This window comes from Micrococcus sp. IITD107 (assembly GCF_041927415.1).
GTDB lineage: Bacteria > Actinomycetota > Actinomycetes > Actinomycetales > Micrococcaceae > Citricoccus > Citricoccus terreus.
Window position 1 is genome coordinate 43,447 of sequence record NZ_JBHFFN010000009.1, and the last position, 25,727, is coordinate 69,173.

General features: G+C 69.7%; 22 protein-coding genes and 1 riboswitch. Of the genes, 9 read left to right on the top strand and 13 right to left on the bottom strand.

Annotated features, from left to right (window positions below):
* Positions 1-170: 170 nt before the first annotated feature.
* Positions 171-1,148, bottom strand: a complete 978-nt coding sequence (locus tag ACEXHE_RS12640; protein ID WP_374786076.1) for a M14 family zinc carboxypeptidase — start codon at positions 1,146-1,148, stop codon at positions 171-173.
* A 331-nt stretch (positions 1,149-1,479) separates the two neighbouring features.
* On the bottom strand, positions 1,480-2,979 hold the full coding sequence (locus tag ACEXHE_RS12645) for an MDR family MFS transporter (protein ID WP_374786057.1): 1,500 nt from the start codon (positions 2,977-2,979) through the stop codon (positions 1,480-1,482).
* A 275-nt stretch (positions 2,980-3,254) separates the two neighbouring features.
* Here ACEXHE_RS12645 and ACEXHE_RS12650 point away from each other — a divergent pair, with 275 nt between their 5' ends.
* The 4 genes from ACEXHE_RS12650 to ACEXHE_RS12665 all read left to right on the top strand — a co-directional run bounded on the left by ACEXHE_RS12650 (position 3,255) and on the right by ACEXHE_RS12665 (position 8,561).
* The gene (locus ACEXHE_RS12650; protein WP_091699290.1) at positions 3,255-4,091 is read left to right on the top strand and encodes a formate/nitrite transporter family protein; all 837 of its coding nucleotides are present in this window, start codon (positions 3,255-3,257) and stop codon (positions 4,089-4,091) included.
* Between the two features lie 49 nt (positions 4,092-4,140).
* Positions 4,141-6,327: a S9 family peptidase gene (locus tag ACEXHE_RS12655; protein WP_374786058.1), complete on the top strand. Its 2,187-nt coding sequence runs from the start codon at positions 4,141-4,143 to the stop codon at positions 6,325-6,327.
* A complete protein-coding gene (locus ACEXHE_RS12660; protein ID WP_374786059.1) occupies positions 6,327-7,571 on the top strand; it encodes an amidohydrolase family protein in 1,245 nt (414 codons plus the stop codon). Before ACEXHE_RS12655 ends, ACEXHE_RS12660 begins: the two co-directional genes overlap by 1 nt.
* Positions 7,572-7,799: 228 nt before the next feature.
* Complete coding sequence (locus tag ACEXHE_RS12665; protein WP_374786060.1) at positions 7,800-8,561, top strand: DUF2332 family protein; 762 nt, start codon at positions 7,800-7,802, stop codon at positions 8,559-8,561.
* A gap of 17 nt (positions 8,562-8,578) precedes the next feature.
* Here ACEXHE_RS12665 and ACEXHE_RS12670 read toward each other — a convergent pair whose 3' ends face one another.
* Positions 8,579-9,274 carry a DUF899 family protein gene (locus ACEXHE_RS12670; protein ID WP_374786061.1) on the bottom strand — a complete coding sequence of 232 codons (696 nt, stop codon included), beginning with the start codon at positions 9,272-9,274 and terminating at the stop codon, positions 8,579-8,581.
* A 290-nt stretch (positions 9,275-9,564) separates the two neighbouring features.
* Positions 9,565-10,281, bottom strand: coding sequence for a TetR/AcrR family transcriptional regulator (locus ACEXHE_RS12675; protein ID WP_374786077.1), 717 nt, complete (start codon positions 10,279-10,281; stop codon positions 9,565-9,567).
* An 87-nt stretch (positions 10,282-10,368) separates the two neighbouring features.
* On the opposite strand from ACEXHE_RS12675, the gene ACEXHE_RS12680 reads away from it, so the two are divergent.
* Genes ACEXHE_RS12680 through ACEXHE_RS12690 form a run of 3 tightly spaced genes read left to right on the top strand, consistent with a single transcriptional unit; the run spans position 10,369 to position 14,386 of the window.
* Positions 10,369-11,883: a flavin monoamine oxidase family protein gene (locus tag ACEXHE_RS12680; protein WP_374786062.1), complete on the top strand. Its 1,515-nt coding sequence runs from the start codon at positions 10,369-10,371 to the stop codon at positions 11,881-11,883.
* Between the two features lie 2 nt (positions 11,884-11,885).
* Positions 11,886-12,824 (top strand): universal stress protein, encoded by a 939-nt coding sequence (locus ACEXHE_RS12685; RefSeq protein WP_374786063.1) that lies wholly within the window; start codon positions 11,886-11,888, stop codon positions 12,822-12,824.
* Positions 12,821-14,386: an APC family permease gene (locus ACEXHE_RS12690; RefSeq protein ID WP_374786064.1), complete on the top strand. Its 1,566-nt coding sequence runs from the start codon at positions 12,821-12,823 to the stop codon at positions 14,384-14,386. Before ACEXHE_RS12685 ends, ACEXHE_RS12690 begins: the two co-directional genes overlap by 4 nt.
* Positions 14,387-14,482: 96 nt before the next feature.
* On the opposite strand, the gene ACEXHE_RS12695 is transcribed toward ACEXHE_RS12690, so the two are convergent.
* Both ACEXHE_RS12695 and ACEXHE_RS12700 read right to left on the bottom strand, forming a co-directional pair.
* Positions 14,483-16,243 (bottom strand): amidase, encoded by a 1,761-nt coding sequence (locus ACEXHE_RS12695; RefSeq protein WP_374786065.1) that lies wholly within the window; start codon positions 16,241-16,243, stop codon positions 14,483-14,485.
* Complete coding sequence (locus ACEXHE_RS12700) at positions 16,240-17,322, bottom strand: agmatine/peptidylarginine deiminase (protein WP_374786066.1); 1,083 nt, start codon at positions 17,320-17,322, stop codon at positions 16,240-16,242. Before ACEXHE_RS12700 ends, ACEXHE_RS12695 begins: the two co-directional genes overlap by 4 nt.
* A 256-nt stretch (positions 17,323-17,578) precedes the next feature.
* Here ACEXHE_RS12700 and ACEXHE_RS12705 point away from each other — a divergent pair, with 256 nt between their 5' ends.
* Positions 17,579-18,907: a M20 family metallopeptidase gene (locus ACEXHE_RS12705; protein WP_374786067.1), complete on the top strand. Its 1,329-nt coding sequence runs from the start codon at positions 17,579-17,581 to the stop codon at positions 18,905-18,907.
* Here the strand turns inward: ACEXHE_RS12705 and ACEXHE_RS12710 are convergent, their stop codons facing one another.
* Entirely contained in the window at positions 18,908-19,198 is a 291-nt protein-coding gene (locus ACEXHE_RS12710; protein ID WP_374786068.1) for a PaaI family thioesterase, read from the bottom strand.
* Positions 19,199-19,239: 41 nt separating this feature from the next.
* Positions 19,240-19,333: riboswitch (SAM riboswitch) on the top strand.
* A gap of 77 nt (positions 19,334-19,410) precedes the next feature.
* On the opposite strand from ACEXHE_RS12710, the gene ACEXHE_RS12715 reads away from it, so the two are divergent.
* Positions 19,411-20,682 carry an acyl-CoA dehydrogenase family protein gene (locus ACEXHE_RS12715; RefSeq protein ID WP_374786069.1) on the top strand — a complete coding sequence of 424 codons (1,272 nt, stop codon included), beginning with the start codon at positions 19,411-19,413 and terminating at the stop codon, positions 20,680-20,682.
* Here ACEXHE_RS12715 and ACEXHE_RS12720 read toward each other — a convergent pair.
* The 6 genes from ACEXHE_RS12720 to paaA form a co-directional block, all read right to left on the bottom strand.
* The gene (locus tag ACEXHE_RS12720) at positions 20,666-21,460 is read right to left on the bottom strand and encodes an enoyl-CoA hydratase/isomerase family protein (protein WP_374786070.1); all 795 of its coding nucleotides are present in this window, start codon (positions 21,458-21,460) and stop codon (positions 20,666-20,668) included. The genes ACEXHE_RS12715 and ACEXHE_RS12720 overlap by 17 nt on opposite strands.
* A 24-nt stretch (positions 21,461-21,484) precedes the next feature.
* Positions 21,485-22,648, bottom strand: coding sequence for a 1,2-phenylacetyl-CoA epoxidase subunit PaaE (paaE, locus tag ACEXHE_RS12725; RefSeq protein ID WP_374786071.1), 1,164 nt, complete (start codon positions 22,646-22,648; stop codon positions 21,485-21,487).
* Entirely contained in the window at positions 22,648-23,244 is a 597-nt protein-coding gene (gene paaD / locus ACEXHE_RS12730) for a 1,2-phenylacetyl-CoA epoxidase subunit PaaD (RefSeq protein ID WP_374786078.1), read from the bottom strand. The genes paaE and paaD overlap by 1 nt, the downstream gene beginning before the upstream one ends.
* Before the next feature lie 151 nt (positions 23,245-23,395).
* Positions 23,396-24,229, bottom strand: a complete 834-nt coding sequence (gene paaC, locus ACEXHE_RS12735; protein WP_374786072.1) for a 1,2-phenylacetyl-CoA epoxidase subunit PaaC — start codon at positions 24,227-24,229, stop codon at positions 23,396-23,398.
* The gene (gene paaB / locus ACEXHE_RS12740; protein WP_091697899.1) at positions 24,226-24,537 is read right to left on the bottom strand and encodes a 1,2-phenylacetyl-CoA epoxidase subunit PaaB; all 312 of its coding nucleotides are present in this window, start codon (positions 24,535-24,537) and stop codon (positions 24,226-24,228) included. The genes paaC and paaB overlap by 4 nt, the downstream gene beginning before the upstream one ends.
* A 45-nt stretch (positions 24,538-24,582) precedes the next feature.
* The gene (gene paaA / locus ACEXHE_RS12745; RefSeq protein ID WP_374786073.1) at positions 24,583-25,593 is read right to left on the bottom strand and encodes a 1,2-phenylacetyl-CoA epoxidase subunit PaaA; all 1,011 of its coding nucleotides are present in this window, start codon (positions 25,591-25,593) and stop codon (positions 24,583-24,585) included.
* Between the last annotated feature and the right edge of the window lie 134 nt (positions 25,594-25,727).

Here is a 25,727-nt window from a genome sequence, read left to right on the forward strand (position 1 = left end):
GCTCCCCACCCGTCGATCATGATCACGCCAACTGCTGTCGGCCTCGGCGTGTCGCGGCACCAACTGCGCACGTGATCAGGGGGGAGGGATGACCACGGCCGGCAGGTGAGGCGAAAGCGCCACCTGCCGGCCGTCGTCGGGAACTGCCTGCTCAGAGCTGACCTGCCGGGTCAGCGGGGGACGCTGTACTGCTCCTGCATGGTGTCCCACACCGAGGTGTCGGCGGTTTCCACGGAGCCGTCGGCGATCGCCCGCGCGGTGGCCTCGAGCGTGAGGACCGTCTGGCGGATCAGGTAGCCGTTGGACTTCTGGCCCAGCACCGAATTGGCGTTCTCGTGGTCGGACATGCCGCGCATCTCGAACAGCAGGGTCGCGATGCCGTACTCCACGGCGATCCCGTTGCGGCCGATGGTCTCGGCCGTGCCGCCCACGTACTTGCCCAGCAGCGCCCAGCCGTACTGGGACAGGGCGTCGTACACCACGGCGCCCAGCCGCTGGGAGGCCTCCACCACGTCCGCGTCGGCGTTCGGCGAGGTCGGGTAGAGGATGGATCCGGAGACCAGCCCCTCGTCGATCGCCCGGTTCGCGCTCTGGTGGTGCAGGTCGATCATGTAGTCGATGCTGTACTTCTGCAGCACGTTGTAGTGCAGCGCCTGGGTCTCGGGCTGGGTCTTGGCCACGTGGTCGCGGTTCAGGTCCACCTCGTTGGCGTTGTACCGGGTGAGGTTGCGGTCACCGGAGGCGATGTAGTCCTCCAGTGAGAAGTCCACATCCCCCATGGCGCCGTCCGGATTGGCCATGGGCAGCACCAGGATGTTCACTCCGTCCAGCACGCCCTTCATCTTCCCGGTGCCCAGCGACTTGATGAACGCCAGCGCGCCCTCGGTGGTCAGCTGCTCGTTGCCGTGCTGCTGGGTCAGGTAGAGGATCGTGGGGTTGTCTGGGTCGGAGATGTACTTGACCAGGTGGATGTCCCGGCCCTTCACCGACTGCCCGATCACCTCCAGCTCCATGGCCGACTGCTTCGCGTCCTGCTTCTTCAGCTCCGCGACCAGCTCGTCGTAGGTGTGCAGGATCGAGGTGTTGATGGTCTCGTTCCCGCCGTAGCCCGGGCCCTCGCCCACGGCGAAGGCCGGCTGGGCGGCCATTCCGCCTCCCAGCGTGAGTCCTGCGGCCAGCACGACGGCGGCCAGTCGCCTGGAGCGTGAGGCGAGGGGGCTAGGGGTGGAGGTGGGGGACAGCGGGGTGTGGGTGCGGCGCATGGGACGGGTCCTCTCGGTTGAGTGACCCGGATGCACGGCAGCGTGAACGGAGTCACAAGCGAATGGTCCCAGTCAACTCGGACCGCGCGGCGCGGTCAATCGCTGCCGGTGAGTTTCCTCCGAACCGCCACCTCCTGGATTACCAGTCCCCCCTCGGATCACGAGAGCGCCAACTGTGGTCCCCTTCGGCGTGTCGCCCCATCAACTGCGCACGTGATCAGGGGTGGGTGAGTGCTGACGTCTTCGGCTCCTCCGGGGCGGTGGTGCGGCGCACGAACAGGGTGCCCACCACGGCGAGCAGAGAGATCGCGGCGCCGCAGAGCAGGGCGCTGTGCACGCCGTCCATCAGGGCGGTCTGCTCATCCACGCCCGCAGCGGCGCCGGCCACCGAGGCGGCGGTCATCACGGTGATGAACAGTGCGGTGCCTGCGGCTCCGGCCACCTGCTGGATGGTGGAGACGATCGCACTGCCGTGCGGGTACAGCCGACGCGGCAGGGCGCCCAGGGCGTTGGTCATCAGCGGGGAGAACATCAGGGCCAGCCCGGCGTTGAGGGTCACGTGCCAGGCGATCACCGTGCCCAGGGTGCTGTCCGCGCCCAGGGTGGTCATGCCCCACAGTGCCCCTGAGGTCAGCACAGCACCGGGGATGACCAGGGGGCGCGGACCCAGGCGGTCGAAGAGCCGTCCCACGAAGTAGCCGAGCACGCCCATCACCAGTCCGCCGGGCAGCAGGGCCATGCCGGTCTCCAGGGTGGAGTAGCCGGCCACGTTCTGCAGGTAGATCGGCAGCAGGATCAGGGTGCCGAACAGGTACATCATGTTCACGGCCACCAGGCAGACGGCCAGGCTGAACGCACCGACCTTGAAGGCGCGCAGGTCCATCAGGGCGAAGTCCTTCAGGTTCAGCTGCCGCCACACGAAGACCGCCAGAGCGGCCAGGCCGATCCCCAGCGGGATCAGCGGGTTCACGGCGGCGGTGCCCTCGGCGGCGGAGCCGATGCTGCTCAGCCCGTAGATGGTCCCGGCGAAGCCGATGCCGGAGAGCACCACGGAGAGCACGTCCAGCGGGATGCGGCGCGGCTCGGTGACGTTGCGGATCATCAGGGTGCCCAGGACCAGGGCGAGCAGGGCGATCGGCAGGACCAGCCAGAACATCCAGCGCCAGGTCAGCATGTCCAGCACGATCCCGCCCACGGTGGGGCCGGTGGCCGGTGCCACGGCGATCACGATCGAGATCACGCCCATGGTCCGCCCGCGCCGCTCGGCCGGCACCACGTTGAGCACGGTGGTGAACAGCAGCGGCATCATGATGGCGGTGCCGATGGCCTGGATCACGCGGCCGGTCACCAGCAGCGGGAACACCGGGGCCAGGGCGGCCACCAGGGTGCCGATGCTGAAGCTGGTCATGGCGATCGCGAACACGGTGCGCAGCGGCATCCGGGTCAGCAGGTAGCCGGTGACCGGGATGACCACGGCCATGGTCAGCATGAACGCGGTGGTCAGCCACTGTGCGGTGGCCGCACCCACAGAGAACTCCTCCATCAGCTCCGGCAGCGCCACGGACATGATGGTCTCGTTCAGGATGACCACGAACGCGGCGGCCACGAGCAGGGCGATCAGCTTCCCGGTGCCGGCGGGGAGATCGTCGGTGTGCGAGCCCTGTCCGCTGGGGTTCAGATCGGCGGTGGGCCGGTCGGTGTCAGGGGCAGAGGTCACAGCGGTGCCTTTCGGGCGGAGAGTCAGATGAGCCAGGTCGGGCAGGGAAGCGCGTGTGCGCAGAGGTCATGGGGTGGCGGACCACAGTGTCCGAGAGCGGGTGCGCCTGCCGGAGTGCACACAGCAGAACCTATCCAGGGTACGCGAGTGCAGGCGCGCTGACCACTGTGATGAGGGCCACCGCGTCAAGCAGTCAACTGACCTGACCGCGCGTGGGCGCAGTAGGATCAGACCCCACCACAGGCCACCGCACCGCCCACGCGAGGGGAACCAGGATGAGTGAAGAACGGCGCCGTGAGCTCGGCGAGAACGATCTTCCGGTCGAGCAGCATCTGCAGGATGCGTTCGAGAGCACGATGGAGGAGGGGGCGGAGCGTCTCCACCGCACCTTCCGATCCCTGGTCATCACCGGGCTGTTCGGTGGGATGGAGATCGGCGTCGGTGTGATGGCCTACTTGGCCGTCCTGGAGGAGACGGACAGCCACCTGCTGGCCGGCCTGGCCTTCGGCATCGGGTTCATCGCCGTTCTGCTGGCCCACAGTGAGCTGTTCACCGAGGACTTCCACATCCCCGTCATGGCCCTGGTCACGCGCCAGGCCAGCATCTGGAGGCTGCTGCGGCTCTGGGCCGTCACCCTGGTCAGCAACCTGGCCGGGGGATTGATCATCATGTGGCTGGTGGTGCAGGCGTTCCCGCAGTGGCATGGCCTGCTCGGGGAGACGGCCCATCACTACGCAGACGCGCCGTTCTCCCTGCAGACCGCCTGCCTCGCTCTGCTCGGGGGAAGCACCATCACCCTGATGACGCGGATGCAGAAGGGCACGGACTCGGAGATCGTGCGCGTGGTGGCGGCCATTGGCGGAGGGTTCCTGCTGGCCGGCCTCCAGCTCTTCCACTCGATCCTGGACTCTCTGTTCATCTTCGGAGCCATGATGTCCGGCGCAGAGATCACCGTCCTGCAGTGGCTGGGATGGTTCGGCTACACGGTGGTCTTCAACGTCTTGGGCGGCCTGCTCCTGGTGACCGCTCTACGCATCGTACGGACCAAGGAGCTGGTGGCACACTACCGAGACCAGACTCCGCCCGATCCGGATGCACCCCACCACAGCTGACCGCTGCCTGAGATTGCCCCCAGAGCGCCAGGCCAGTAGAAACGACCCCATGACCTCTCCCGCAGGCGAGCCCGCCAGCCCCTTCCACGACCTCGACGTCTTCACCGCCCTGCCCCGGCTCTCCGGCTTGACCCTCAGCCCCGACGGACAGCGTCTGGTGACCACCGTGGCCACGCGGGACCCCAAGGGCACCGGCTATGCCACCGCACTGTGGGAGGTGGACCCCACCGGGGAACGCGCCGCACGCCGCCTGACCCGTTCTCGTGAGGGAGAGGCCGGTGCGGAGTTCGCCGCAGACGGCACCCTCTGGTTCACCTCGGCGCGCCCGGACCCCGTGGACGAGGACGCCGAGAAGCGCAGCGCCCTGTGGGCACTCCCGTCACACGGCGGCGAGGCCCGGATGGTCCTCTCCCGTCCTGGCGGCATCTCCGCGGTCTCCTGTGCCCGCGCCGCCGACCGGGTGGTGGTCACAGCGAATCGGCTGGTGGGCGCCTCCACCGAGGCCGAGCACGCCGAGCTGACCAAGGCCCGGAAGGACTCCGGGGTGGACGCCATCCTGCACACCGGCTACCCGATCCGGTTCTGGGACCACGATCTGGGCCCGGCCCGACCTGAGCTGTTCGTGCTGGAGGAGGGCGTGGACCCCCAGGGCGAGCCCACCTCAGACGTCGACGCCGCCGACGCCGAGCACCCCGAGCGGGGCGAGCAGGCCGACCAAGAATCCGCCGCATCCGCCTCATCGGCGTCATCCGCCACCCTGCTGGACCCCGAGGCCATCGACGCCCCGCACCACCTGCGTCATGTCTCCGGGTTCCCCCGCTCGCACGCCTTCAGCCTGGGCGCACAGCTCTCCCCGGACGGGACCTTCCTGCTGACCACGGTGGCGACCGCCGAGGCCCGCGGCAACGTCCGTGAGGGCACGGTGGTCCGCGTGGACCTGGCCACCGGCGAGCACCGGGTCCTGCATGACGTCCCCGGTGAGGACGCCTCCGTGGGCCCCATCAGCCACGACGGCACCCGCGCCATCCTGGTCCGCACCCCGGACTCCACCCCGGAGCGCGCCGTGCACCCGCAGCTGTACGTGCTGGACACGGACACCGGCAACACCGAGCCGTTGGCCCATGACTGGGACCGCTGGGGTCAGGTGGTGGCCTGGCTGCCGGACGACTCCGCCGTGATCGCGCTCGCTGACTCGGACGGCCGCTGCCCGGTGTTCCGCATCGAGATCGCCACTGGGACCGTCACTCAGGTGACCCGGGAGGATGAGGCCTGGGCCGACGTCGTGCTCTCACCAGACGGGACCACCGCCTACGGGGTGCGCTCCTCCTACCTGTTCCCGCCGGAGGTGGCGCGGATCGACCTGGCCACCGGCCAGACCACACGGCTGCTCAACCCCACGGCCCGGCCGGAGGTCCCCGGGACCCTGGAGGACGTGGAGACGGTGACTCAGGACGGCACCCGTGTGCGCGGCTGGCTGGTCCTGCCGGAGGGACCCGTGCCGGACGGGGGTCACCCGCTGCTGCTGTGGATCCACGGCGGCCCGTTGGGCTCGTGGAACGCATGGAGCTGGCGCTGGTGCCCGTGGGTGATGGCCGCGCGCGGGTACGCGGTGCTGCTGCCGGACCCGGCCCTGTCCACCGGCTACGGCCAGGAGTTCATCCAGCGCGGCTGGGGTCAGTGGGGGCAGGCGCCGTACACCGACCTGATGGCGCTGACGGACGCCGTGGAGGAACGGCCGGATATCGACCCCCAGCGCACCGCCGCCATGGGTGGCTCCTTCGGCGGCTACATGGCCAACTGGGTGGCCGGACACACGGATCGGTTCCGCTGCGTGGTCACCCATGCCTCGCTCTGGGCGTTGGACGGCTTCGGCCCCACCACGGACGCCTCGTTCTACTGGACGCGTGAGATGACCGAGCGCATGCAGGAGGAGAACTCGCCGCACCGGTTCGTCTCCGAGATCGTCTCGCCCATGCTGGTGATCCACGGGGACAAGGACTACCGCGTGCCCATCGGCGAGGGGCTGCGTCTCTGGTACGAACTGCTGGCCTCGTCCGGTCTGCCCGCGGGGGAGGACGGCTCCACGGCGCACCGGTTCCTGTACTTCCCACAGGAGAACCACTGGATCCTGGCACCTCAGCATGCGCAGGTCTGGTACGAGGTGGTGCTCGGTTTCCTGGGCGAGCATGTCCTGGGCGAGCCCGCCCCGGCGCTGCCGCGGACGCTGGGTCTGTGATGGCGAACTCGACGTCCCGCGGGGCACTGATCCTGCGCAACGTCCGCCCCTGGGGTGGCGAGCCGGCAGAGGTCATCATTCCCGACGACGGCCACATCGGTGAGGTGCGCCCCCTCGCCTCGGGTGCCCCTCGGCAGAGTGGGCCCGACGACGTGGTGGTGGAGGGTCGGGGCAGGATCCTGGTCCCGTCCTTCGCCGATGTGCACGTGCACCTGGACTCGAACCGCCTGGAGCTGCCCTTCCGCCCGCACACCGGTGCGCCGGGCGTGTGGAGGATGATGCTCAACGACCGCAACAACTGGCGGGTCGCCGAGGTCAGCATCACCGAGCGCACCACCACCGCCCTACGGATGGCGATCGAGCGCGGCACCACCCGGGTGCGCACCTACGCCCAGGTGGATGTGGACGCCGGGCTGGAGCGCTTCGAGGCCGTGGTGGCCGCCCAACAGGAGTTCGCCGGGCGGTGCGAGGTGGAGATCATCGCGTTCCCGCAGGCCGGGCTGCTGAAGGAGAAGGGCAGCGCCGAGGTGCTGGAACGGGCCGTCCAGGCCGGTGCGGACGTGGTGGGCGGGATCGACCCCTGCCAGCTGGACCGGGACCCGGTGCGGCACCTGGACATCGTGTTCGGGCTGGCCGAGAAGTACGGCGTGCCCGTGGACGTGCACCTGCATGAGCCCGCCGAGCTGGCCAGGTTCAGCACCGAACTGATCCTGGACCGGACGGAGGCCCTGGGCATGGCTGGGAACGTGAGCATCTCGCACGGCTACGGACTCTCGGCACTGCCCGAGGTCCAGCGCCGGGAGATCTTCGAACGGATGGGCCGGCTGGACGTGGCCATGGCGACCATTGCACCCATGAGCGGACCGCTGCCGTTGGCCGAGCTCGCCCAGGCCGGTGTGCGCGTGGGTCTGGGTCAGGACGGCCAGCGCGACTACTGGTCTCCCTACGGCAACGCGGACATGCTGGACCGCACCTGGCAGCTGGCGTTCACGCACGGCTACCGGCAGGACGAGATGATCGAGCACTGCCTGGCCGTGGCCGGCGTGGGCGGCGCGTCCCTGCTGGACCCCGCCGGACCGCGGCTCTACGGCGTGGACGACCGCCCCGGCGTGGACGTGGGGGATGTGGCCGATCTGGTGCTGCTGGCCGGGGACACCCCCACCGCCGCCGTGATGGACCGCTCCCCGGACCGCACCGTCATCCACCGTGGCCGCGTGGTGGCCGATCAGCTCGAGCTGGTCTGATGGAGCCGGTCGGCGGGTCAGGGCCGGACGACCGGGGGAGGGGTGCCGCTGGAGGTCGGTCCTCGAACGAGGACATCGCCGCGCGCTACCGCCACTGGGCGGACGTGGAGGTGGCCGGCACCTCCCCGCAGTGCGCGGACTGGGCGCACGGGGTGGCGGACACCCCCGAGCTGCTCGAGCACCTGGCGGACCTGGGCGCCAAACGGCAGCCCAACCTGGTGTTCGGCGTTGCCCGCGCTGCAGCGAATCCACGAGCGCACCGGGACGCCGCTGGCCCTGCTGGAGATCGGCGCCGCCGCCGGGCTCTGCCTGCTGCCGGACCACTACGCCTACCGGTACCGGACGGATGCCTTCGGAGCCACGGGCGCGGACCGCACCACGGACATCTCCGCCACCGTCTCCCTCCCCGGCCTGGAGCCGCCCGTCCTGGACTGCGAGCTCCGCGGCGACTGGACCACCACCTCAGCCGAGCCTGACCGCGGATGGCTGGGGCCGCCGTCGGAAATCCCGCCGGTGTCCTGGCGGGCCGGACTGGACCTGAACCCCCTGGATCCTGCCGATCCGGACACCACCGCGTGGCTGCAGACCCTCGTCTGGCCCGAGCACCACGAGCGCCGAGCCCGGCTGCGGCAGGCCGGTGCCCTCGCCGAGCAGGTGAAGCCGCGCATCCTGCCCGGGGACCTGTCCGAGCCGGGGGTGCCCGCGCTGCACCGACTGGTGGAGCAGGTGCCGGGAGACCACACACTGGTGGTCTTCCACACCGCGGTCCTGGCCTACCTTCCCGACGACGCCCGGCTGGCTCTGGCGGACACGCTGCGGGAGCTGCCGGGTCACTGGGTGAGCCAGGAGGGGGTCAACGTCCTGCCGGACGTGCACCGCGGGGCAGCGGAGGCGGCCGCAGAGATGACGGAGCCGTTCTTCGTGCAGTCCGTGGACGGAGAGCCCACCGCCCTGGTGGGACCGCATGGGGCGTGGATCCGGCCGCTGTGAGTCGGGGCTGGTCGGGGTCAGGCTGGGGCCCGTCCGTAGAGTGCGGCAACGTCCGCGGACTCCAGCCACCGGGAGTAGGTCTCTGACTGCGGCCAGCCCTCCGGGACGTCCTGCCAGAGCTCCTGCCGGCCCCAGGGGAGCAGGTCGATCAGCGGGAAGATGTGGGAGACCTGCTCCAGGCCCCGGCTGCCGGTGGTCCAGGTGCGGTGGACGGTGTCCCCGTCCCGCAGGAACACGTTCAGGGCGAACTCGCCGCCTGCTGGGGCGTCCACGTCCGCGCCGAAGGGGCTGTTCTCGGTGGAGTACCACTCCATCTGATTGCCGACCCTCTCCCGGTAGGCCAGGGCCTCGTGGAGCGGACCATGGGTGACGATCACGAACCGGGCGTCGTAGCGGTCCAGGAAGTCCAGCCGGGTGAACTGGCTGCTGAAGTACGTGCAGCCGCCGCACTGCCACTCGGAGTCCGGGGACCACATGTGGTGATAGGTGATCAGCTGGGAGCGGCCCTCGAAGAGGTCGACCAAGCGGACGGGGCCGTCGACGGACTCCAGCGTGTAGTCCGGCACGGCGACCATGGGCAGGCGGCGGCGCTGGGCGGCGATCGCGTCCAGCTCGCGCGTGGCGGCCTTCTCCCGCACGCGCAGGGCGTCGAGCTCATACCGCCAGGTCTCGGCGTCCACCACGGGCGGCAGGGCGGTGCGTTCGGTGGTCATGACGGACCTCGGTTCGTGGAAGCCTCCACAGGCGGTTCTGTGGAGTGCCAGAACCGTAGGCCTCCTGTGCGGCGCACCTCAAGGGTGGGAGAGCGGTCTGGGTGTGCATCCAAGCTGAACCAGGTGGCCGCATCTGCCGCTGAGTTGCACTCCTGGGCGTTTTTTCGAACCCTGTTGCACCACCTGTCGCTGGAGAGCGGGTTTCTCGACAACTCGTGCAACACATCCGCGCGGGGAGACAAAGCGTGCAACAGCATTCCGTCCGAGGGGGGCAGACGGTTCGGCGCAGTTCAGAGCCCGGCGAGCAGCAGGTCCAGGCCGTGCTCGAAGGGTGCGTCGGCATAGGGGTTCGGCGGGGCGTCCGCGGCAGCACCACCGTCAGCACCTGCAGCCGCACGGAACGACTCTGACGCCGCGGCGAAGGCCGGCAGCTCGGCGTCGCCCGGGACGGTCTCGAACAGGTGGGCTGGGGCGTGGACGTCGAACGCGGAGCCGTAGATGAAGGACTCGCAGGCGATCACCCGGGGCATGATCTGCCCGTCCGGCACACCCCCGGTGCGCAGGGCGGCGGCCACGGCGTCGTACATGGCCTGGGTGGCGGGTGCACCGGCCACCGGGAGCGTGGCGATCACCGGGATCAATGGCGTATGCCGGGCGAACACCTCTCGGTAGGACCGGGCCCACGCGCGCATGGCTTCGGCCACGGGTACCTCACCGCGCACGGCGGCATGCAGGGGATCCACGTCCACCAGGCCCATCACCGCGTCCTGCAGCACGGCCAGCAGGGCGGACTTGCCGTCCACGTGGTTGTACAGCGCGCTCGGTGACACTCCGATCCGCCGGGCCACTCCGGCCATGGTCAGCCGGTCGTACCCGTGCTCCACCACCAGGTCCAGGGCGGCCTCGGCGATCCGCGCCCGGGTGACCAGAGGGTTCGCGGGGCGTCCCTTCGAACGGGTGGGCGGTGCTGCGGAGGAGGTGATGACGGGTCCTTTCGCGGGGGTGATGTTCCGAGTATAGTGACCGCCAGCACTATATGAATGGCGTTCATTTACTGGCGCCGCAGAATCCCTTCCACAGGAGCTGTCCTCACCATGTCGCAGAACCCCACCCCCGCCTCAGCCGGTGACCGCCTGGAGATCGAGCGTGACGTCGTCGTGATCGGTGCCGGACCTGCCGGCCTGATGGCCGCGCGCACCCTGAAGAAGGCCGGCCGCAGCGTGGCCGTGCTCGAGGCCCGCCCGCGCGTGGGCGGCCGCACCTGGAACGGCAAGGTGGCCGACGCCCAGGGCCGTGAGCACTTCATCGAGATCGGCGGCCAGTGGATCTCCCCGGACCAGACCCGGCTGATCGAGCTGGTGGACGAGCTCGGCCTGGAGACCTTCCCGCGCTACCGCGAGGGCACCTCCATCTACGTCTCCCCGGACGGCACCCGCCACGAGTACGAGGGCACCACCTTCCCCGCCTCGGAGAAGACCCAGGCCGAGATGGACCAGCTGATCGCCACCCTGGACCAGCTCGCCGCGGAGATCGGTGCCGAGGAGCCCTGGGCCCACCCGAAGGCCGCCGAGCTGGACGCGATCTCCTTCCGCGAGTGGCTCAAGCAGCAGTCGGACGACCAGGAGGCGATCGACAACGTCTCCATCTACGTGGCCTCCGGCATGCTCACCAAGCCCTCCCACACCTTCTCCACCCTGCAGGCCGTGCTGATGGCCGCCTCCGCCGGGTCCTTCTCCAACCTGGTGGACGAGGACTTCATCCTGGACCGCCGCGTGGAGGGCGGCATGCAGTCGGTCTCCCTGAAGCTCGCCGAGGAGCTGGGCGAGGACCTCATCCTGGACTCCCCGGTCCGCACCCTGGAATGGGCCACCCCGGATGAGTCCACCGCGGACCCGCTCAACCACGTCCCCGCAGACGTGCGCAACGGTGTGGACAACGACGGCGGCCCCGGCTCCGTCACCGCCTGCTCCGATCGCGCCGTGGTGCGCGCCCGCTACGCCGTGCTGGCTGTCCCGCCGAACCTGTACGAGCGCATCTCCTACGTCCCGCCGCTGCCGCGCGAGCAGCAGATAGTCCACCAGCACCTCTCCATGGGCCTGGTCATCAAGGTCCACGCCGTCTACGAGACCCCGTTCTGGCGCGAGGAGGGCCTCTCCGGCACCGGGTTCGGCGGCGGCCGTCTGGTGCAGGAGGTCTACGACAACACCAACTACGGTGCCAACTTCGCCGGCGGGCAGGCCGGTCAGGAGGACCCGTTCGGCACCCTGGTGGGCTTCGTCTCGGACGTCTACGCCGAGCAGATGTGGAAGCTCTCGCCGCAGGAGCGCCAGCACGCGATCCTCTCGGCCATGGCCGACTACCTGGGCCCGAAGACCATGGAGCCGATCGCCTTCTACCTCTCGGACATGGCCGCCGAGGAGTGGACCCGAGGCGCGTACGCCACCAGCTACGACCTCGGCGGGCTCTCCCGCTGGGGCCACCTGCAGAACCAGCCCACCGGACCCATCCACTACGCCTGCTCGGACATCGCCGCCGAGGGATACCAGCACGTGGACGGCGCCATCCGGCAGGGCGAGATCGCCGCGCAGCGGATCATCGAGAGGGGCTGAGCATGACGCGCAGAATCCTGGTGGGCTATGTGGCCACCGACTACGGGCGAGATGCCCTGAACCTGGCGATTGCCCTGGCCCGCGGTCAGGACATCGAGCTGCAGGTGGCCGTGGTGGCACCCCAGGACGGGCCCTATGCCGGGGTCTACCCGCACGACCGGGGGTACGCCTCCATCCTGGAGGAGCAGCTGGGGCAATGGCTGCAGGGTGCCCTGGAGATGATTCCCGACGACGTTGCCGCCGTGGGTCAGGTGGTCCGTGGCGAGTCCGAAACCGAGGGTCTGATCCAGGCCGCGGAGGAGCTGGACTGCTTCATGATCGTGGTGGGCGCACGTGAGGGCGGGGTGCTGCGCCGCTACCGCGTGGGCTCGGTGGCCGCCGCCCTGCTGCACTCCTCCCCGGTCCCGGTGGCCTTGGCCCCGCACGGCTACCGCCAGTCCGGGCCGATCAGCCGCATCACCTGCATGTTCGGCCCCAAGCCCGGTGCCGTGGACGTGATCGGCCTGTCCGTGGAGGCCGCCCGGCGCCGCTCGGCCGGACTGCGCCTGGTCTCCCTCCTGCTGGTGGGGAACCAGGATGAGGAGCAGCTCGATGACAGCACCCGGGCGATGAACCTGGGCGTCCTCCAGTCCGTCACCCGGTACGGCAACGAGCGGTTGGGTGAGACCGCCCAGGAGATGGTGGAGGCCGGGACCGCCTCCACCCAGGTGGTGACCGGCAAGACCGTGGACTATGCCATGGACGAACTGGACTGGGAGGCCGAGGAGGTGGCCGTCGTCGGGTCATCTCGGATGGCCGCCCGCGGCCGACTGTTCCTGGGCAGCACCGCCGCCAAGATGTTGCGCAGCATCCCCGTCCCCATGGTCGTGGTCCCCGCGGGCTACACCGGCTTGTCCACCCACACCGCTGAGGCGGGCCCTGCAGAAGAGAAGACCCCATGAACAAGACCACTGTCGCGTCTGCCCCCGGCACTGCCGCACCGCAGTCCGCCGGGACCTCCGCCAAGGGACTGACCACCGGCCGGGTGGGTCTGCTCGGCGCCGTGGTGATCGGTGTGAGCACCATCGCCCCGGCCTACACCCTGACCTCCGGTCTGGGACCGACCATCGCCGAGGTGGGACAGTACGTCCCGGCCATCCTGGTGCTGGGCTTCATCCCCATGCTGCTGGTGGCGTTCGGCTACCGCGAGCTGAACAACCGGGTTCCGGACTCCGGCACCTCCTTCACCTGGGCCACCAAGGCCTTCGGTCCCTATGTGGGCTGGATGGGCGGCTGGGGCCTGGTGGCCTCGACCGTGATTGTGCTGTCCAACCTGGCGGCGGTGGCGGTGGACTTCTTCTACCTGCTGCTGGCCCAGATCACCGGCAATGAGTCGATCGCCGAGCTGACCACCAACCTGTGGGTGAACATCCCCACCACGCTGGTGTTCATCGCGGTGGCGGCCTACATCTCCTACCGGGGGTTGGAGTCCACGCAGAAGCTGCAGTACGTGCTGGTGGGCTTCCAGTTGCTGGTGCTCGGGTGGTTCGCCCTGATGGCCCTGATGCAGGCCTACGGCGGGGGCGGGTTCGAGTTCACGCCCATCCAGCCGTCCTGGTTCAACCCCCTGGAGATCTCCGACCTGTCCATCCTGGCCGCGGGCATCTCCCTGTCCATCTTCATGTTCTGGGGATGGGACGTGACCCTGACCATGAACGAGGAGACCAAGGACCCGGAGAAGACCCCGGGCCGTGCGGCCACCATCACGGTGCTGGTGATCATCGCCGTCTACGTGCTCTCCGCCGTGGCGATCATCGCCTGGGCCGGCGTGGGTGCGGACGGGCTGGGCGCGGGCAACCCGGACAACCAGGAGTCCCTCTTCGCGGTGCTGGCCGGGCCGGTCATGGGTCCGTTCGCGCTGCTGATGTCCCTGGCGATCCTCTCCAGCTCCTTCGCCTCGCTGCAGTCCACCATGGTCTCTCCGGCGCGCACGCTGCTGGCCATGGGGTACTACCGGGCGCTGCCTCCGGTGTTCGCCAAGATCAGTCCGCGGTTCAAGTCCCCGGGTGTGGCCACGGTCCTCTCGGCGGCCGCGTCAGCCGTGTTCTACACGGTGACCAGGCTGCTCTCCGAGAACGCTCTGTGGGACACCATCACAGCGCTGGGCCTGATGATCTGCTTCTACTACGGGGTCACCGCCCTGGCCTGCGTCTGGTACTTCCGCCGGGAGCTGTTCGTCTCCGTGCGCACCACGCTGTTCCGCTTCCTGTTCCCGCTGATCGGCGGACTGGTGCTGCTGGTCATGTTCTTCATCACCGCGTTCGACTCCATGGACCCGGACTACGGTTCGGGCTCCTCGATCGGCGGACTGGGCATGGTGTTCGTGCTCGGCATGGGCGTTCTGGTCCTTGGTGTGGTCCTGATGGTCTGGACCCGGCTGCGCCACCCGGGGTTCTTCCTCGGAGAGACCCTGCGCCGTGAGGACTCCGTCTCGGACGACACCTCGAGCATGCTGACGGTCTGAGGTCAGCCCGCGCCTCACCCCGGGGCGCGCAGAGAAGGGGAGCAGTGCCGATCCGGCACTGCTCCCCTTCTCTGCGCGGACCGCTCGGTCCAGCACTCAGCTCCCGCTGGTGCGAGCCGGCGCGGTGCGCCTGCCTGGCCGGCCGTCGTCGTTCCCGGTGGCCTCGAAGGCCGCGGCGAGGCGCAGCAACAGGGTGTCCTCATAGGCCCGCCCGGCGAAGGTCAGCCCCACGGGCATGCCGATGTCCGCCATGGTGCCCATCGGCACGGTCACCGTGGGGATGCCCAGGTGGCGCGGGACCAGGTTGCCGTTGGCCACCCACACCCCGTTTCGCCAGGCCTGGTCGGCCGAGTCCGGGTCCACATCCGCATCCGCGGGCCCGACGTCGGCCAGGGCGGGGAAGAGAACCGCGTCCAGTCCCAGCTCGGTCATCCAGTCCTCCAGGTCCGCCCGGCGGGTCGCCTCCAGGCCGCGGATCCCGTCGGCCAGGTGGGGGATCTGCTCCAGGGGCCGCAGGCCGTCGTGGCGAATCAGCTCCGGATAGGTGGCGATGTCATCGTCGAAGCCCACATAGCGGTCCGGCAGGGCTCCCTCCGGGTGGGGGAAGATCTGTGCGCCGTCCACCTGGGTCAGGGAGTGCAGGGCAGGGTCTGCATTGACCTGCAGGAAGTCCTCCCAGGCCCAGGCCGAGAGGTCGGTGATCTCATGGTGCAGGTAGTCGGCCGAGACCAGACCGCGGGTGGAGATCGTGGGTGCGCCGGGACGGTCGCCCTCGTAGCGGGTGACTACCGGGAAGTCGACCTCCACGACGACGGCCCCCGCCTTCTCCAGATCGGCGCGGGCAGCGTGCCACAGGTCCATGACGGACTCCCGGGTCCGGATGCGCTGGCCCATGGGCCCACCGATCCCGGGCTGGTCCGTGTGGTCCGGGCCGGTACCGGCCTGGGGGTCGGCGTTGATGTACATCCGGGGGATCCCCAGGCGGACACCTTCCAGGGCGCCGGCAGCGGACCGGGCCACTGCCGGATAGGAGTCCGGCCGCACCTCGGAGGCCCGGGGGATGGGCACCCAGGGCTGGACGCGCCAGAAGTCCCCGCGAGCGGTGTGGTCATCGGCCACGATCACGTCCAGGACCTCGAGCAGATCGGCCATGCTGCGGGTGTGGGGGACCACCACGTCCATGGTGGGCACCAACGGCCAGTTCCCCCGCACCGAGATGACACCCCGGGAGGGGGTGTAGGCGCACAGTGCGTTGCACGAGGCCGGAGCCCGCCCGGAGGACCAGGTCTCCTCGCCCAGCCCGAACGCGGCGAAGCTGGCGGCCGTGGCCGTGCCCGAGCCGTTGGAGGACCCGGAGGCGAAGGCGCTGGTGAGGAACTCGGGGTTGTACGGACTCTCCGCCCGGCCGTACAGGCCACGCTGCATGCCTCCATTGGCCATCGGCGGCATGTTCGTCAGCCCGATCAGCACGGCCCCGGCGTCACGCAACCGCTCGATGGTGAAGGCATCCTGGTGGGCGACCAGCTCACCGAACGCCGGCGAACCAGCCGCCGCAGTCAGTCCGCGGGCCAGGAACGAGTCCTTGGCGGTGTACGGGATCCCGTCCAGGGGGCCCAGGGTCTGACCAGCGGCGCGGCGCGCGTCCGATGCCTCGGCTTCGGCCTCGGCTTCGGGATTGTCCACGACCACCGAGTTCAGCGGGACCCCGCCGTCGGCCGCGTGGGTGGACCCTGCGACCTGGCGGTCGAAGCGCTGGATGCGCTCGCGGTAGGCGCGCACCAGCTCGAGGCTCGTGGTCCGTCCGGACTCCAGGGCCGCCCTCAGCTCGGCGATGCTGGCCTCCGTCACGTCCATCATGCGCTCTCTCCGGTCGCCTCGAGTGCCTGCAGGGGCGCGGGCTGCTGCTGGGTGATGCAGTGGATGCCGCCGCCGAAGGCGAAGATGTCCCGGGCATCCACCAGTTCGATCTGACGCCCCGGGTAGGCTTCGGCCAGGATCGCTGCGGCCTGCTGGTCCGCAGGATCGTCGAAGGCGCAGAGCACCACCACGCCATTGCCCACGTAGTGGTTGATGTAGGAGTAGTCCACCCAGCCCTCCTCGTCCCGCAGGACCGCGGGGGCGGGGACCAGAGTGACCTGCAGGGGGCGCCCGGCGGCGTCCACGGCGCTCTCCAGCACCTCGCGTAGCTGCCGGGACACCTCATGGTCGGGATGTACCGGGTCCTGCTGGCTGTGCAGCAGGACGTGTCCCGGGGAGGCGAAGGTGGCCACGATGTCCACGTGCCCCCGGGTGCCGAAGCCGTCGTAGTCGCGGGTCAGCCCGCGGGGCAGCCAGATCGCCCGGGACGTGCCGAGGCGGGCATGGATCTCCTGTTCCACGGACTCGCGGGTGGCTCCAGGATTGCGATCGGGGTCCAGTTGCACGGTGTCGGTCAGCAGGACCGTGCCCTGGCCGTCCACATGGAATCCGCCGCCCTCGTTCACCAGATCGGAGGAGAGCGCGGGGACACCGGCCTGGCTCGCCACGAGCCGGCCCAGCTGGGCGTCCAGGTCCCAGGACGCCCAGGACTGGGCGCCCCAGCCGTTGAACACCCAGTCCACAGCGGCGAGACCGCCCTCTGCGTTGTGGACGAACGACGGTCCGGCATCGCGCATCCAGGCGTCGTTCAGCGGCGCGGTCAGGACCTGAATGCCCTCTCCGAGTCGTTCACGTGCGTCCTGCGCGTCGTCGGGATGGGCTACTACGCGGACCGGCTCGTAGCGGGCAATGGTGCGGGCCACACGGGTCCAGGCCGTCCGGGCGCGCTCCAGGGTCTTGGACCCGGCCGGGCCGAAGGTGTCGTTGGGGGTGGGGTAGGACATCCAGGTCAGCTCATGCGGGCCCCATTCCGGGGGCATGACGGTGCCGGCGTGCGCTGGAGTGGTGGTCTCGGTCATCGGATGCTCCGTCTCAGGTGTCGGGGAGGGAAGGGCTCCTTCCCGCCGTCCTCCGCTGGCCGCGGATGGAGTATGACGCACATCATACTCCTAAAATGAACGACGATCATTTTATCCGTCGGTCACCCGCGGTCGCAGGTCTCCCCGCTCGAGTCCGCGTGGAGTGGCTCACTCTGGTCCGCCTGCGTACCGTGAAGGAGTCCGATCTGCTGACTGCCCGGTACCGCCTGGGCTGTCCCGTCCGCCGAGGTGCACCGTGAACCAGTCCCAGCCGCCGACTGCTTCTGACTCCAATTCCGTCAGCTCCCTGGCGCCGAACGTCCCTGCCGATCTGGCACGGGACGTGATCGAGTTCCGTCGGCAGCTGCACGGACACCCTGAGCTGGACCTGGATCTGCCCCGCACCCAGGCGGCTGTGCTGGAACGGCTCGCCCGCCTGCAGCAGCAGCTGGGCGATGACCCGCGCACCGGCCAGCCCGTGCTGGAGGTGACCGTGGGCCGGGAGCTGAGCTCCGTCGTCGTGGTCCTGCGGGGAGGCGCCCCCGTGCCGGAGGGGACCCGCCGGCCCGTGGTGCTGCTGCGCGGGGACATGGACGCGCTGCCGGTGACCGAGGAGACCGGGCTGGACTATGCGCCCGAGGTGCCCGGGACCATGCACGCCTGCGGACACGACCTGCACACCGCCGGGCTCTACGGCGCGCTGGCCTGGCTGGGACAGCGCCGGGAGGAGCTGGTGGCCGATGTGGTGGGCATGTTCCAGCCGGGGGAGGAGACCGATGGCGGCGCGAAGCGGATGATCGAGGAGGGGCTGCTCGAGGCCGCCGGGCAGCCCGTGGACACCGCCTACGCGATCCACGTGTACTCCGCCAAGTACCCGCACGGCATGCTGGTCAGCCGCCCCGGTCCCATCCAGGCCGGCTGTGATGACCTGATCGTCACGGTGCAGGGCAACGGCGGGCACGGCTCGGTGCCGCACCTGGCCCAGGACCCGGTTCCGGTGGCGGCCGAGATGGTGATGGCGCTGCAGTCGCTGGTGACCCGGCAGTTCGACGCGTTCGACCCCGTGGTGGCCACCGTGGGTCACCTGACCGCGGGGACGGCGGCGAACATCATCCCGGACACCGCCACCCTGGGGATCACCCTGCGCACGTTCTCGGCGGAGTCGCGGGAGCGGCTGATCCCGGCGGTGGAGCGGATGGCCCACGGGATCGCCGCCGCCCACGGGATGACTGCGGACGTGCGGCCTGACTGCGAGTTCCCGGTCACCGTGAACGACCCCGCCGCGGTGGAGTTCGCCCGCGAGGTGATCGAGGACCTGTACGGGCCGGAGTCCTACCTGGACCTTCCGGAGGCCGAGCCGGGCAGCGAGGACTTCTCCGAGGTGCTCCAGCGCGTGCCCGGGGCCTACATCCTGCTGGGTGCGGTGCCGGAGGGGCAGGACCCGGAGACGGCCGAGAGCAACCACTCACCCCGGGCCGTGTTCGACGACGCTGTGCTGCCCCGCGCCGTGGAGGTGCTGGCCGAACTGGCCCTGCGCACCCCCGCCGTGCAGGACCCGGACCAGGCCGCCGGGACAGACGCCTGATCAGTCCCGGCTCACGGTGAACGTGGCCACCCCGTGGGCCACCGGATCTCCGTCCTGGGTGGAGACTTCTTCCTCCACCATCACCAGCTTCCCGCCGCGCTTGCGCACCTCGGCAGTGGCCGTCAGGGTGTCTCCGACCCGGCCAGGGTTCAGGTAGGTGACGGCGAGCTGGGCGGTGGCGGTCTTCTCGCTCTCCTCCAGCCCGTCCCGCACAGCCTCGCCCATGGCGGCGTCCAGCAGCGTGGCGACCAGCCCTCCCTGGACACCCCCGTCTGCGTCACACGACGCCATGTGACGGCGCTCTCCGTCCCGTGCCGCCTAGTCTGACCGCATCACCATCCAGAGCGGCTGAGAGACCTGGCTCCGTGACGCCGCAGCAACCCGTGGGGCCTCCCCGACGGGTGCTACCGCCAGGACCGATGGAGACCCGGTCCCGCATCGCCCGGCCTTGAGCCGCGTCGGCGGGCACCGCGATTCGTCGGTGTGACCGAGAGGACCGCCGCATGTGCACCGCCTACACCGCCCTGTCCGCCCGCTTCCAGCCGCTCTTCGACCAGATCGCGGCCGGATCGCTGGAACGGGACCTGGAGCGCCGGTTGCCGTTCGAGGAGGTGCGGATGCTGGACGAGGCCGGGTTCGGAGCCCTCCGCGTCCCCGTGGCCCAGGGCGGGGCGGGTGCGAGCATCGAGGACTTCATCCGCCTGCTGATCGACCTGGCTGAGGCGGATTCGAACATCGCCCACCTGTACCGCTCCCACGCCGGCTTCGTGGAGTCCCTCCGCTTCCTTCCCGACGACGTCCAGGCCACCTGGTATGCACGGGTCCTGGCCGGTGTCACGGTGGGGAACGCGTCCACCGAGAAGGGCGGGAACCGTCTGGGGACGCTCAACACAGTGCTGCGGCCCACCGAGGACGGGTGGACGCTGAACGGCCGGAAGTTCTACGCCACCGGCTCGATCTTCTCCGACTACACCCGGGTCTCCGCGGCGGTGCAGGACGCAGACGGGACGGTGCAGCCCGGACGCCGGTTCGCCCTGGTGCCCACCGATGCGGACGGCGTCACCCTGGAGGACGACTGGGACGGGTTCGGGCAGAAGCTGACCGGCACCGGCACCGCCGTGTTCGATCAGGTCCAGCTCCCGGAGGACGCCGTGCTGGGCCGCACCGTGGGGACCCCGGAGGCCATTCATGAGGCAGGGTTCTTCCAGCTGGTGCTGCTGGCGGTGCTGGCCGGGATCGCCCGGGCGGCCCGCCGGGACGCCGCCGCTACGGTGGCCGGCCGGGCGCGCACGTTCAACACCGGCTCCGGCTTGCCGTTCCGGGAGGATCCGCTCATCCAGGAGGCCACCGGCCGGATCGCGGCCTCGGCCTTCTCCGCCGAGGCCACGGTGCTGCACGCGGCCCGTGCCTTCGACGACGCCCTGGCGGCGGCCGCCGCCACCGGAGCTGACCGCTTCGGCCACCAGGGTGAGGTGCCCCGGGAGCTGCATCTGGCGGAGGTCGCCGTAGAGCACGCCCAGGTGACCGTGCCGGAGCTGGCCCTGCGTGCGGCCCAGGACCTGTTCCTGACGGTGGGCGCCTCGGCCACTTCCACGTCCAAGGGGCTGGACCGCCACTGGCGCAACGCCCAGACGGTGGCCACCCACAACCCGATCGCCTTCCGCGCCCGGGCCCTGGGGGACTACTGGATCAACGGCACCCTGCCGGAGGGGCTGAACGCCATCGGTGACGCAGCCCCCTCCCCGGCGGCGGGGGCGGTCAGCCCCGGCCGGTGAAGTTCGGCTTGCGCTTCTCCTGGAAGGCGGCGAACCCCTCGGAGTAGTCGGCGGTGCCGCAGAGGTCGCCCTGGGTCCGGTTCTCCTTCTCCACCGAGTCCCACAGGCCCATCCGCTCGTCGCGGACCTGGGCCACCAGGGCGCGAGAGGCCAGGAACGCCTGCGTGGCGCCCTGGGCCGCGGCGGCGGCCTTGGTCCGGGTGAACTCCAGCAGCTCATCGGCCGGAACGGACCGGGAGAACAGCCCGGAGCGCACAGCCTCGTCGCCGCTCATCAGCTCCGCGGTGTAGATCAGGTCCAGGGTGCGGTGGGCGCCCAGCCGTTCGGTGAACAGCGCGTGCCCGCCGGAGTCCAGGGTGGCGCCCAGGTTGGCGAACGGGGAGCCGATCTTGGCGGTGTCTGCCACGTAGACCACGTCGGTGGCGATGGCCAGGCCCAGGCCCACGCCCAGGCAGGCACCCTGCACGGCGGCGAAGGTCGGTGCCGGGAAGTCGGCCATCTGCCGCAGCACGGGGGTGACCTTCTGCGCCAGGTAGTCGTAGGCGTCGTCCGTGGCGGGGGTGACGTTGGAGATGTCCCGGCCGGCGCAGAACCCGCGGCCCTCGCCGCGCAGCAGCAGCGCCCGCACGGAGCCCTCCTGGGCCTTCGCCGCGGCCTCGGTGTAGGCGGCGGCGAGGTCGGCCAGGGCCTGCTCGTCCAGCGAGTTCATCTTTTGCGGGGCGTTCAGGGTCACCTCGGCCACGGAGTCCGCCGGGCCGGTGTAGGTCAGCTCGATCATGGGATCAGTCCCTTCAGGAGAGGATCAGGCGTCGAAGTCGACGACCAGTTCCTTGGAGGTCGGGCGGGTCTGGCAGGTCAGCACGTAGCCGCGCTCCACCTCGTCCTTCTCCAGGGCGTAGTTCTCCTCCATCTCGAACTCACCCTTGACCACCTTGGCCCGGCAGGTGCCGCACACGCCGCCGGCGCAGGCGAACGGGGTGTCCGGGCGCACGCGCAGGGCGGCGTTGAGCACCGTCTCGTGGGCGGAGACCGGGGACTCGATCGAGGAGGAGAGCCCGTCCAGACGGAACTCGATGGTGTAGTTCTCACCGGAAGGGTCGGCCACCACGGCACGGCCCTGCTGGCCCTGCGGGCGATCGGGCTGACCGGTGGTGAACAGCTCGAAGCGGATCTTGTCCTCCGGGACGCCGCGCTTGGCCAGGGTGTCCCGGCACATCTGCACCAGCTCGAACGGGCCGCACAGGAACCATTCGTCGGCCTCGGTCACCCGCACCACATGGTTCAGCAGCTCGTCCAGCTTGTCCTGGTCGATCCGCCCGGACATCAGGGGGCTGATCCGCTGCTCGCGGGAGAGCACGTGGTGCACGGCCAGACGCGAGGGGTACTTGTCCTTCAGATCGCCCAGGTCCTCGGAGAACATCACGTCCATCGCGGAGCGGTTGGCGTAGACCAGGTCGAAGGTGGAGGTGTTCGAGGCGCGCAGCACGGCCTTGGCGATCGACATGATCGGGGTGATGCCCGAGCCGGCGGCGAAGGCGACCAGGTGGACGTTGGCCTTGCCAGCCACCTCCTTCTCAGCCAGCTTCTCGGCGTCGTTCATGGAGGTCACATTGACCTTGGAGGTGAACGCGCCCTGCGGGTTCATCACCTCCATGCGGTCTCCGGCCTTGAGGTTCTCGTTGGCCCAGGTGGAGAACAGCCCGCCCAGGTCCTTCTTGATGGCCACACGGATCTCACCGGGCTTCGGGTCGGTGCAGATCGAGTAGGACCGGCGCACCTCCTGGCCGTCGATCTGGGCGCGCAGCGCCACGTACTGGCCGGGCACGTAGTCGTAGTCGTCCTGCAGCTGCTCGGGGATGGCGAAGGCCACCTCCACGGAGTCGGCGGTCAGGCGCCGGACCTCGGCGACCTCGAGCTCGTTGAACGTGGCACGGCGGCGGCCGGTGGTCTCTGTGGTCTCAGTCATCAGTGCACCTTGAAGTAGTCGAAGGGTTCCAGGCAGTCCTGGCAGGTGTACAGCGCCTTGCAGGCAGTGGAGCCGAACCGGGTCAGCTCCTGGGTCTTGAGCGAATGGCAGCGCGGGCACTTCACGGCCAGCCCCATCCGCACCGGTCCGGCCGCGGCCTTCCCGGTGGGCGGAGCGATCCCGTACTCGTTGAGCTTGCGCTTGCCGTCCTCGGTCATCCAGTCGGTGGTCCAGGCCGGCTGCAGCACCAGCTCCACCTCCACCTGGTCCCAGCCCTCGGCCTTCAGAGCGGAGCTCACATCATCGGTGATGGTCTCCATGGCCGGGCAGCCGGAATAGGTGGGGGTGATCACGACGACGGCCCGGTCGCCTTCCACGCGGGCGTCCCGCAGGATGCCCAGGTCGGCGATCGAGAGCACGGGGATCTCCGGGTCGTTCACCCGGGCCGCGGCGTCCCAGACGCGAGCGGCATCCGGGTCCTGCGGGCGCAGCTCGTGGTGGGGGACCTCAGCGTCCGGCGAGCCGGACGCCTCCGGTGCGGGGCCGTCGTCGGGAAGGCCTTGCGACCGGCGCAGCTGGGCGGTGCGCCGGTCCATCTCCTGGGCGCCCAGGATCTGCTCGGTGATGTCACCCAGGACCTCGCGGGAGTCCCGGACGGGGCGGGGGCTGGAGCTCATGGTGGTCATCTCACTGGATCAGGGCGCTCAGGGGATGTGGACAGGACAGGTCAGGTCAGAACGGGACAGCTCACCACGTGGCGCCGGGATGCTGGCGCGCGAGCACCTGCATCTCGGTGAGGATGTGACCGCGGTGCTCGGAGAACTCGCCCGAACGGTCACCGCCCCAGGCGCCGTCCACGGCGGGCACGCGCAGCTCGGCCTCGGCCAGGATCGCCTCGATCCGGCGGTCGAAGTCCTCACGCAGGGAGGAGGGCAGCACGGCGATCCCCTGCTCGGCCAGGCGGGTGAGCAGCTCGTCGTCGGCGAAGAGCTCGTCAACATAGGGCCACATGTAGAACAGGGCCTTCTCCATGCGGCGGTGGGACTCCTCAGTGCCCTTGCCCAGACGCAGGGTCCACTGGGAGGCGTGGTCCTGGTGGTACTGGATCTCCTTGAGCGCCTTGTCCGCGATGGCGGCCAGGGTCTCGTCCTTCGACTCCATCAGACGGCGGTACAGCTCGTACTGGTAGTAGGAGAAGATCAGCTGCTTGACGATCGTCTGGGCGAAGTCGCCGTTCTCCTGCTCCACCAGACGGCAGGAGCGGAACTCGTGCTCGTCACGGAAGTAGGCCAGATCGTCCTCGGTCTTGCCCCAGGCGGTGCCGGCGTAGGTCAGGAAGAACCGCGCGTGGCCGAGCAGGTCCAGCCCGATGTTGCCCAAGGCGATGTCCTCCTCCAGCTCCGGTGCACGGGAGATCCACCAGCCCAGGCGCTGGGCCAGCATCAGGGCGTCGTCACCCAGGTACAGCGCGTAGTTCGCCACATCCTCCGAGGCCGTGACCCCGGACGCGCCGATCTCCTCGGCGGTGATGGCGATGCCGGCGCTCTGCTTGGTGGCGGAGTCATGGGATGCGAAGCTCACAGGTGCTTCACCCCTTCACTCTTGGTGTAGTACGTGGCGTGGCGGTAGCTCTTGCCCTGGGCCGACTCGAAGTAGCCGCCCTTGGAGTCCGGGTCCGAGGAGGAGATGACCTCCGAGGGGACCACCCACACCGAGGTGCCCTCGTTGCGCCGGGTGTACAGGTCACGGGCGTTGCGCAGGGCCATGGTGGCGTCCGGGGCGTGCAGCGATCCGGCGTGGACGTGGGACAGGCCGCGCGAGGAGCGCACGAAGACCTCCCACAGGCCCCAGGCGGTCTCGCCCTCGGGCTCCGGGGCGGTGGCGGCCATGGTCAGTTCTTCAGCGTTCTGGCTGCTCTGCTGCTGGGTCACCTTTCAGGCTCCGATCAGGGCGGTGTCGGCGGCCTGCTGAGCGGCAGCTTCCTTGCGGGCGTACTCGGCGGCGGCCTCACGGACCCAGGCGCCGTTCTCATGGGCCTGGCGGCGGCGCTGCATGCGCTGGACGTTGCACGGGCCCTTGCCGGCGATCACGGACTTGAACTCGTTCCAGTCCAGCTCGCCGAAGTCGTAGTGGCCGCGCTCCTCGTTCCACTTCAGGTCCGGATCCGGCAGGGTCAGACCCAGGGCCTCGGCCTGCGGCACGATCATGTCCACGAAGCGCTGGCGCAGCTCGTCGTTGGAGAAGCGCTTGATGTTCCACGCCATGGACTGACGCGAGTTGGGGGAGTCATCGTCCGGCGGGCCGAACATCTGCAGGGCCGGGCCGTAGAAGCGGTTCACGGCGTCCTGGGCCATCTGCTTCTGCGCAGGGGTGCCGTGCGAGAGCTCGAAGAGGATCTCCCAGCCCTGGCGCTGGTGGAAGGACTCCTCCTTGCAGATCCGGACCATGGCGCGGCCGTACGGACCGTAGGAGGCGCGGCACAGCGGGACCTGGTTGGCGATCGCGGCGCCGTCCACGAGCCAACCGATGGCACCCATGTCAGCCCAGGTGCGAGCCGGGTAGTTGAAGATCGAGGAGTACTTGGCCTTGCCGGAGAGCAGCTGCTGGTTCAGCACGTGGCGGGGAGTGCCCAGGGTCTCGGCGGCCGAGTACAGGTACAGACCGTGGCCGGCCTCGTCCTGGACCTTGGCCATCAGGATGGCCTTGCGCTTCAGGGAAGGTGCCCGGGTGATCCAGTTGGCCTCGGGCTGCATGCCGATGATCTCGGAGTGCGCGTGCTGGGAGACCTGACGGACCAGGGTCTTGCGGTAGCCCTCGGGCATCCAGTCGCGAGGCTCGATCCGGGAGTCCTCGGCGATGACGCGGTCGAAGTACTCCTGACCGGCCTGCTCCTCAGGGGTCTGGACAGCGGAGAGATGTCCGCCGGCGGTGTTCGTTGCGGCCATGATGTTCACCTCACGGGGAGAAGGGGTGTCAGGCGGCTGCCCGACCGGTGAGTCAGGGGTCAGTGGACGCGACGACAGCGCGATTTACTGACCGTTCGTTCAGGATATGGGTCGGTGTGAGGTGCGTCAAGCCC

Coding starts and splice junctions, on each gene's coding strand:
- ACEXHE_RS12640 (WP_374786076.1), bottom strand. CDS start 1,148: ATGGCCGCCCAGCCGGCCTTCGCCGTGGGCGAGGGCCCGGGCTACGGC.
- ACEXHE_RS12650 (WP_091699290.1), top strand. CDS start 3,255: ATGAGTGAAGAACGGCGCCGTGAGCTCGGCGAGAACGATCTTCCGGTC.
- ACEXHE_RS12655 (WP_374786058.1), top strand. CDS start 4,141: ATGACCTCTCCCGCAGGCGAGCCCGCCAGCCCCTTCCACGACCTCGAC.
- ACEXHE_RS12660 (WP_374786059.1), top strand. CDS start 6,327: ATGGCGAACTCGACGTCCCGCGGGGCACTGATCCTGCGCAACGTCCGC.
- ACEXHE_RS12670 (WP_374786061.1), bottom strand. CDS start 9,274: ATGACCACCGAACGCACCGCCCTGCCGCCCGTGGTGGACGCCGAGACC.
- ACEXHE_RS12680 (WP_374786062.1), top strand. CDS start 10,369: ATGTCGCAGAACCCCACCCCCGCCTCAGCCGGTGACCGCCTGGAGATC.
- ACEXHE_RS12685 (WP_374786063.1), top strand. CDS start 11,886: ATGACGCGCAGAATCCTGGTGGGCTATGTGGCCACCGACTACGGGCGA.
- ACEXHE_RS12690 (WP_374786064.1), top strand. CDS start 12,821: ATGAACAAGACCACTGTCGCGTCTGCCCCCGGCACTGCCGCACCGCAG.
- ACEXHE_RS12695 (WP_374786065.1), bottom strand. CDS start 16,243: ATGATGGACGTGACGGAGGCCAGCATCGCCGAGCTGAGGGCGGCCCTG.
- ACEXHE_RS12700 (WP_374786066.1), bottom strand. CDS start 17,322: ATGACCGAGACCACCACTCCAGCGCACGCCGGCACCGTCATGCCCCCG.
- ACEXHE_RS12710 (WP_374786068.1), bottom strand. CDS start 19,198: ATGGCGTCGTGTGACGCAGACGGGGGTGTCCAGGGAGGGCTGGTCGCC.
- ACEXHE_RS12715 (WP_374786069.1), top strand. CDS start 19,411: ATGTGCACCGCCTACACCGCCCTGTCCGCCCGCTTCCAGCCGCTCTTC.
- ACEXHE_RS12720 (WP_374786070.1), bottom strand. CDS start 21,460: ATGATCGAGCTGACCTACACCGGCCCGGCGGACTCCGTGGCCGAGGTG.
- paaE (WP_374786071.1), bottom strand. CDS start 22,648: ATGACTGAGACCACAGAGACCACCGGCCGCCGCCGTGCCACGTTCAAC.
- paaD (WP_374786078.1), bottom strand. CDS start 23,244: ATGGACCGGCGCACCGCCCAGCTGCGCCGGTCGCAAGGCCTTCCCGAC.
- paaB (WP_091697899.1), bottom strand. CDS start 24,537: ATGGCCGCCACCGCCCCGGAGCCCGAGGGCGAGACCGCCTGGGGCCTG.
- paaA (WP_374786073.1), bottom strand. CDS start 25,593: ATGGCCGCAACGAACACCGCCGGCGGACATCTCTCCGCTGTCCAGACC.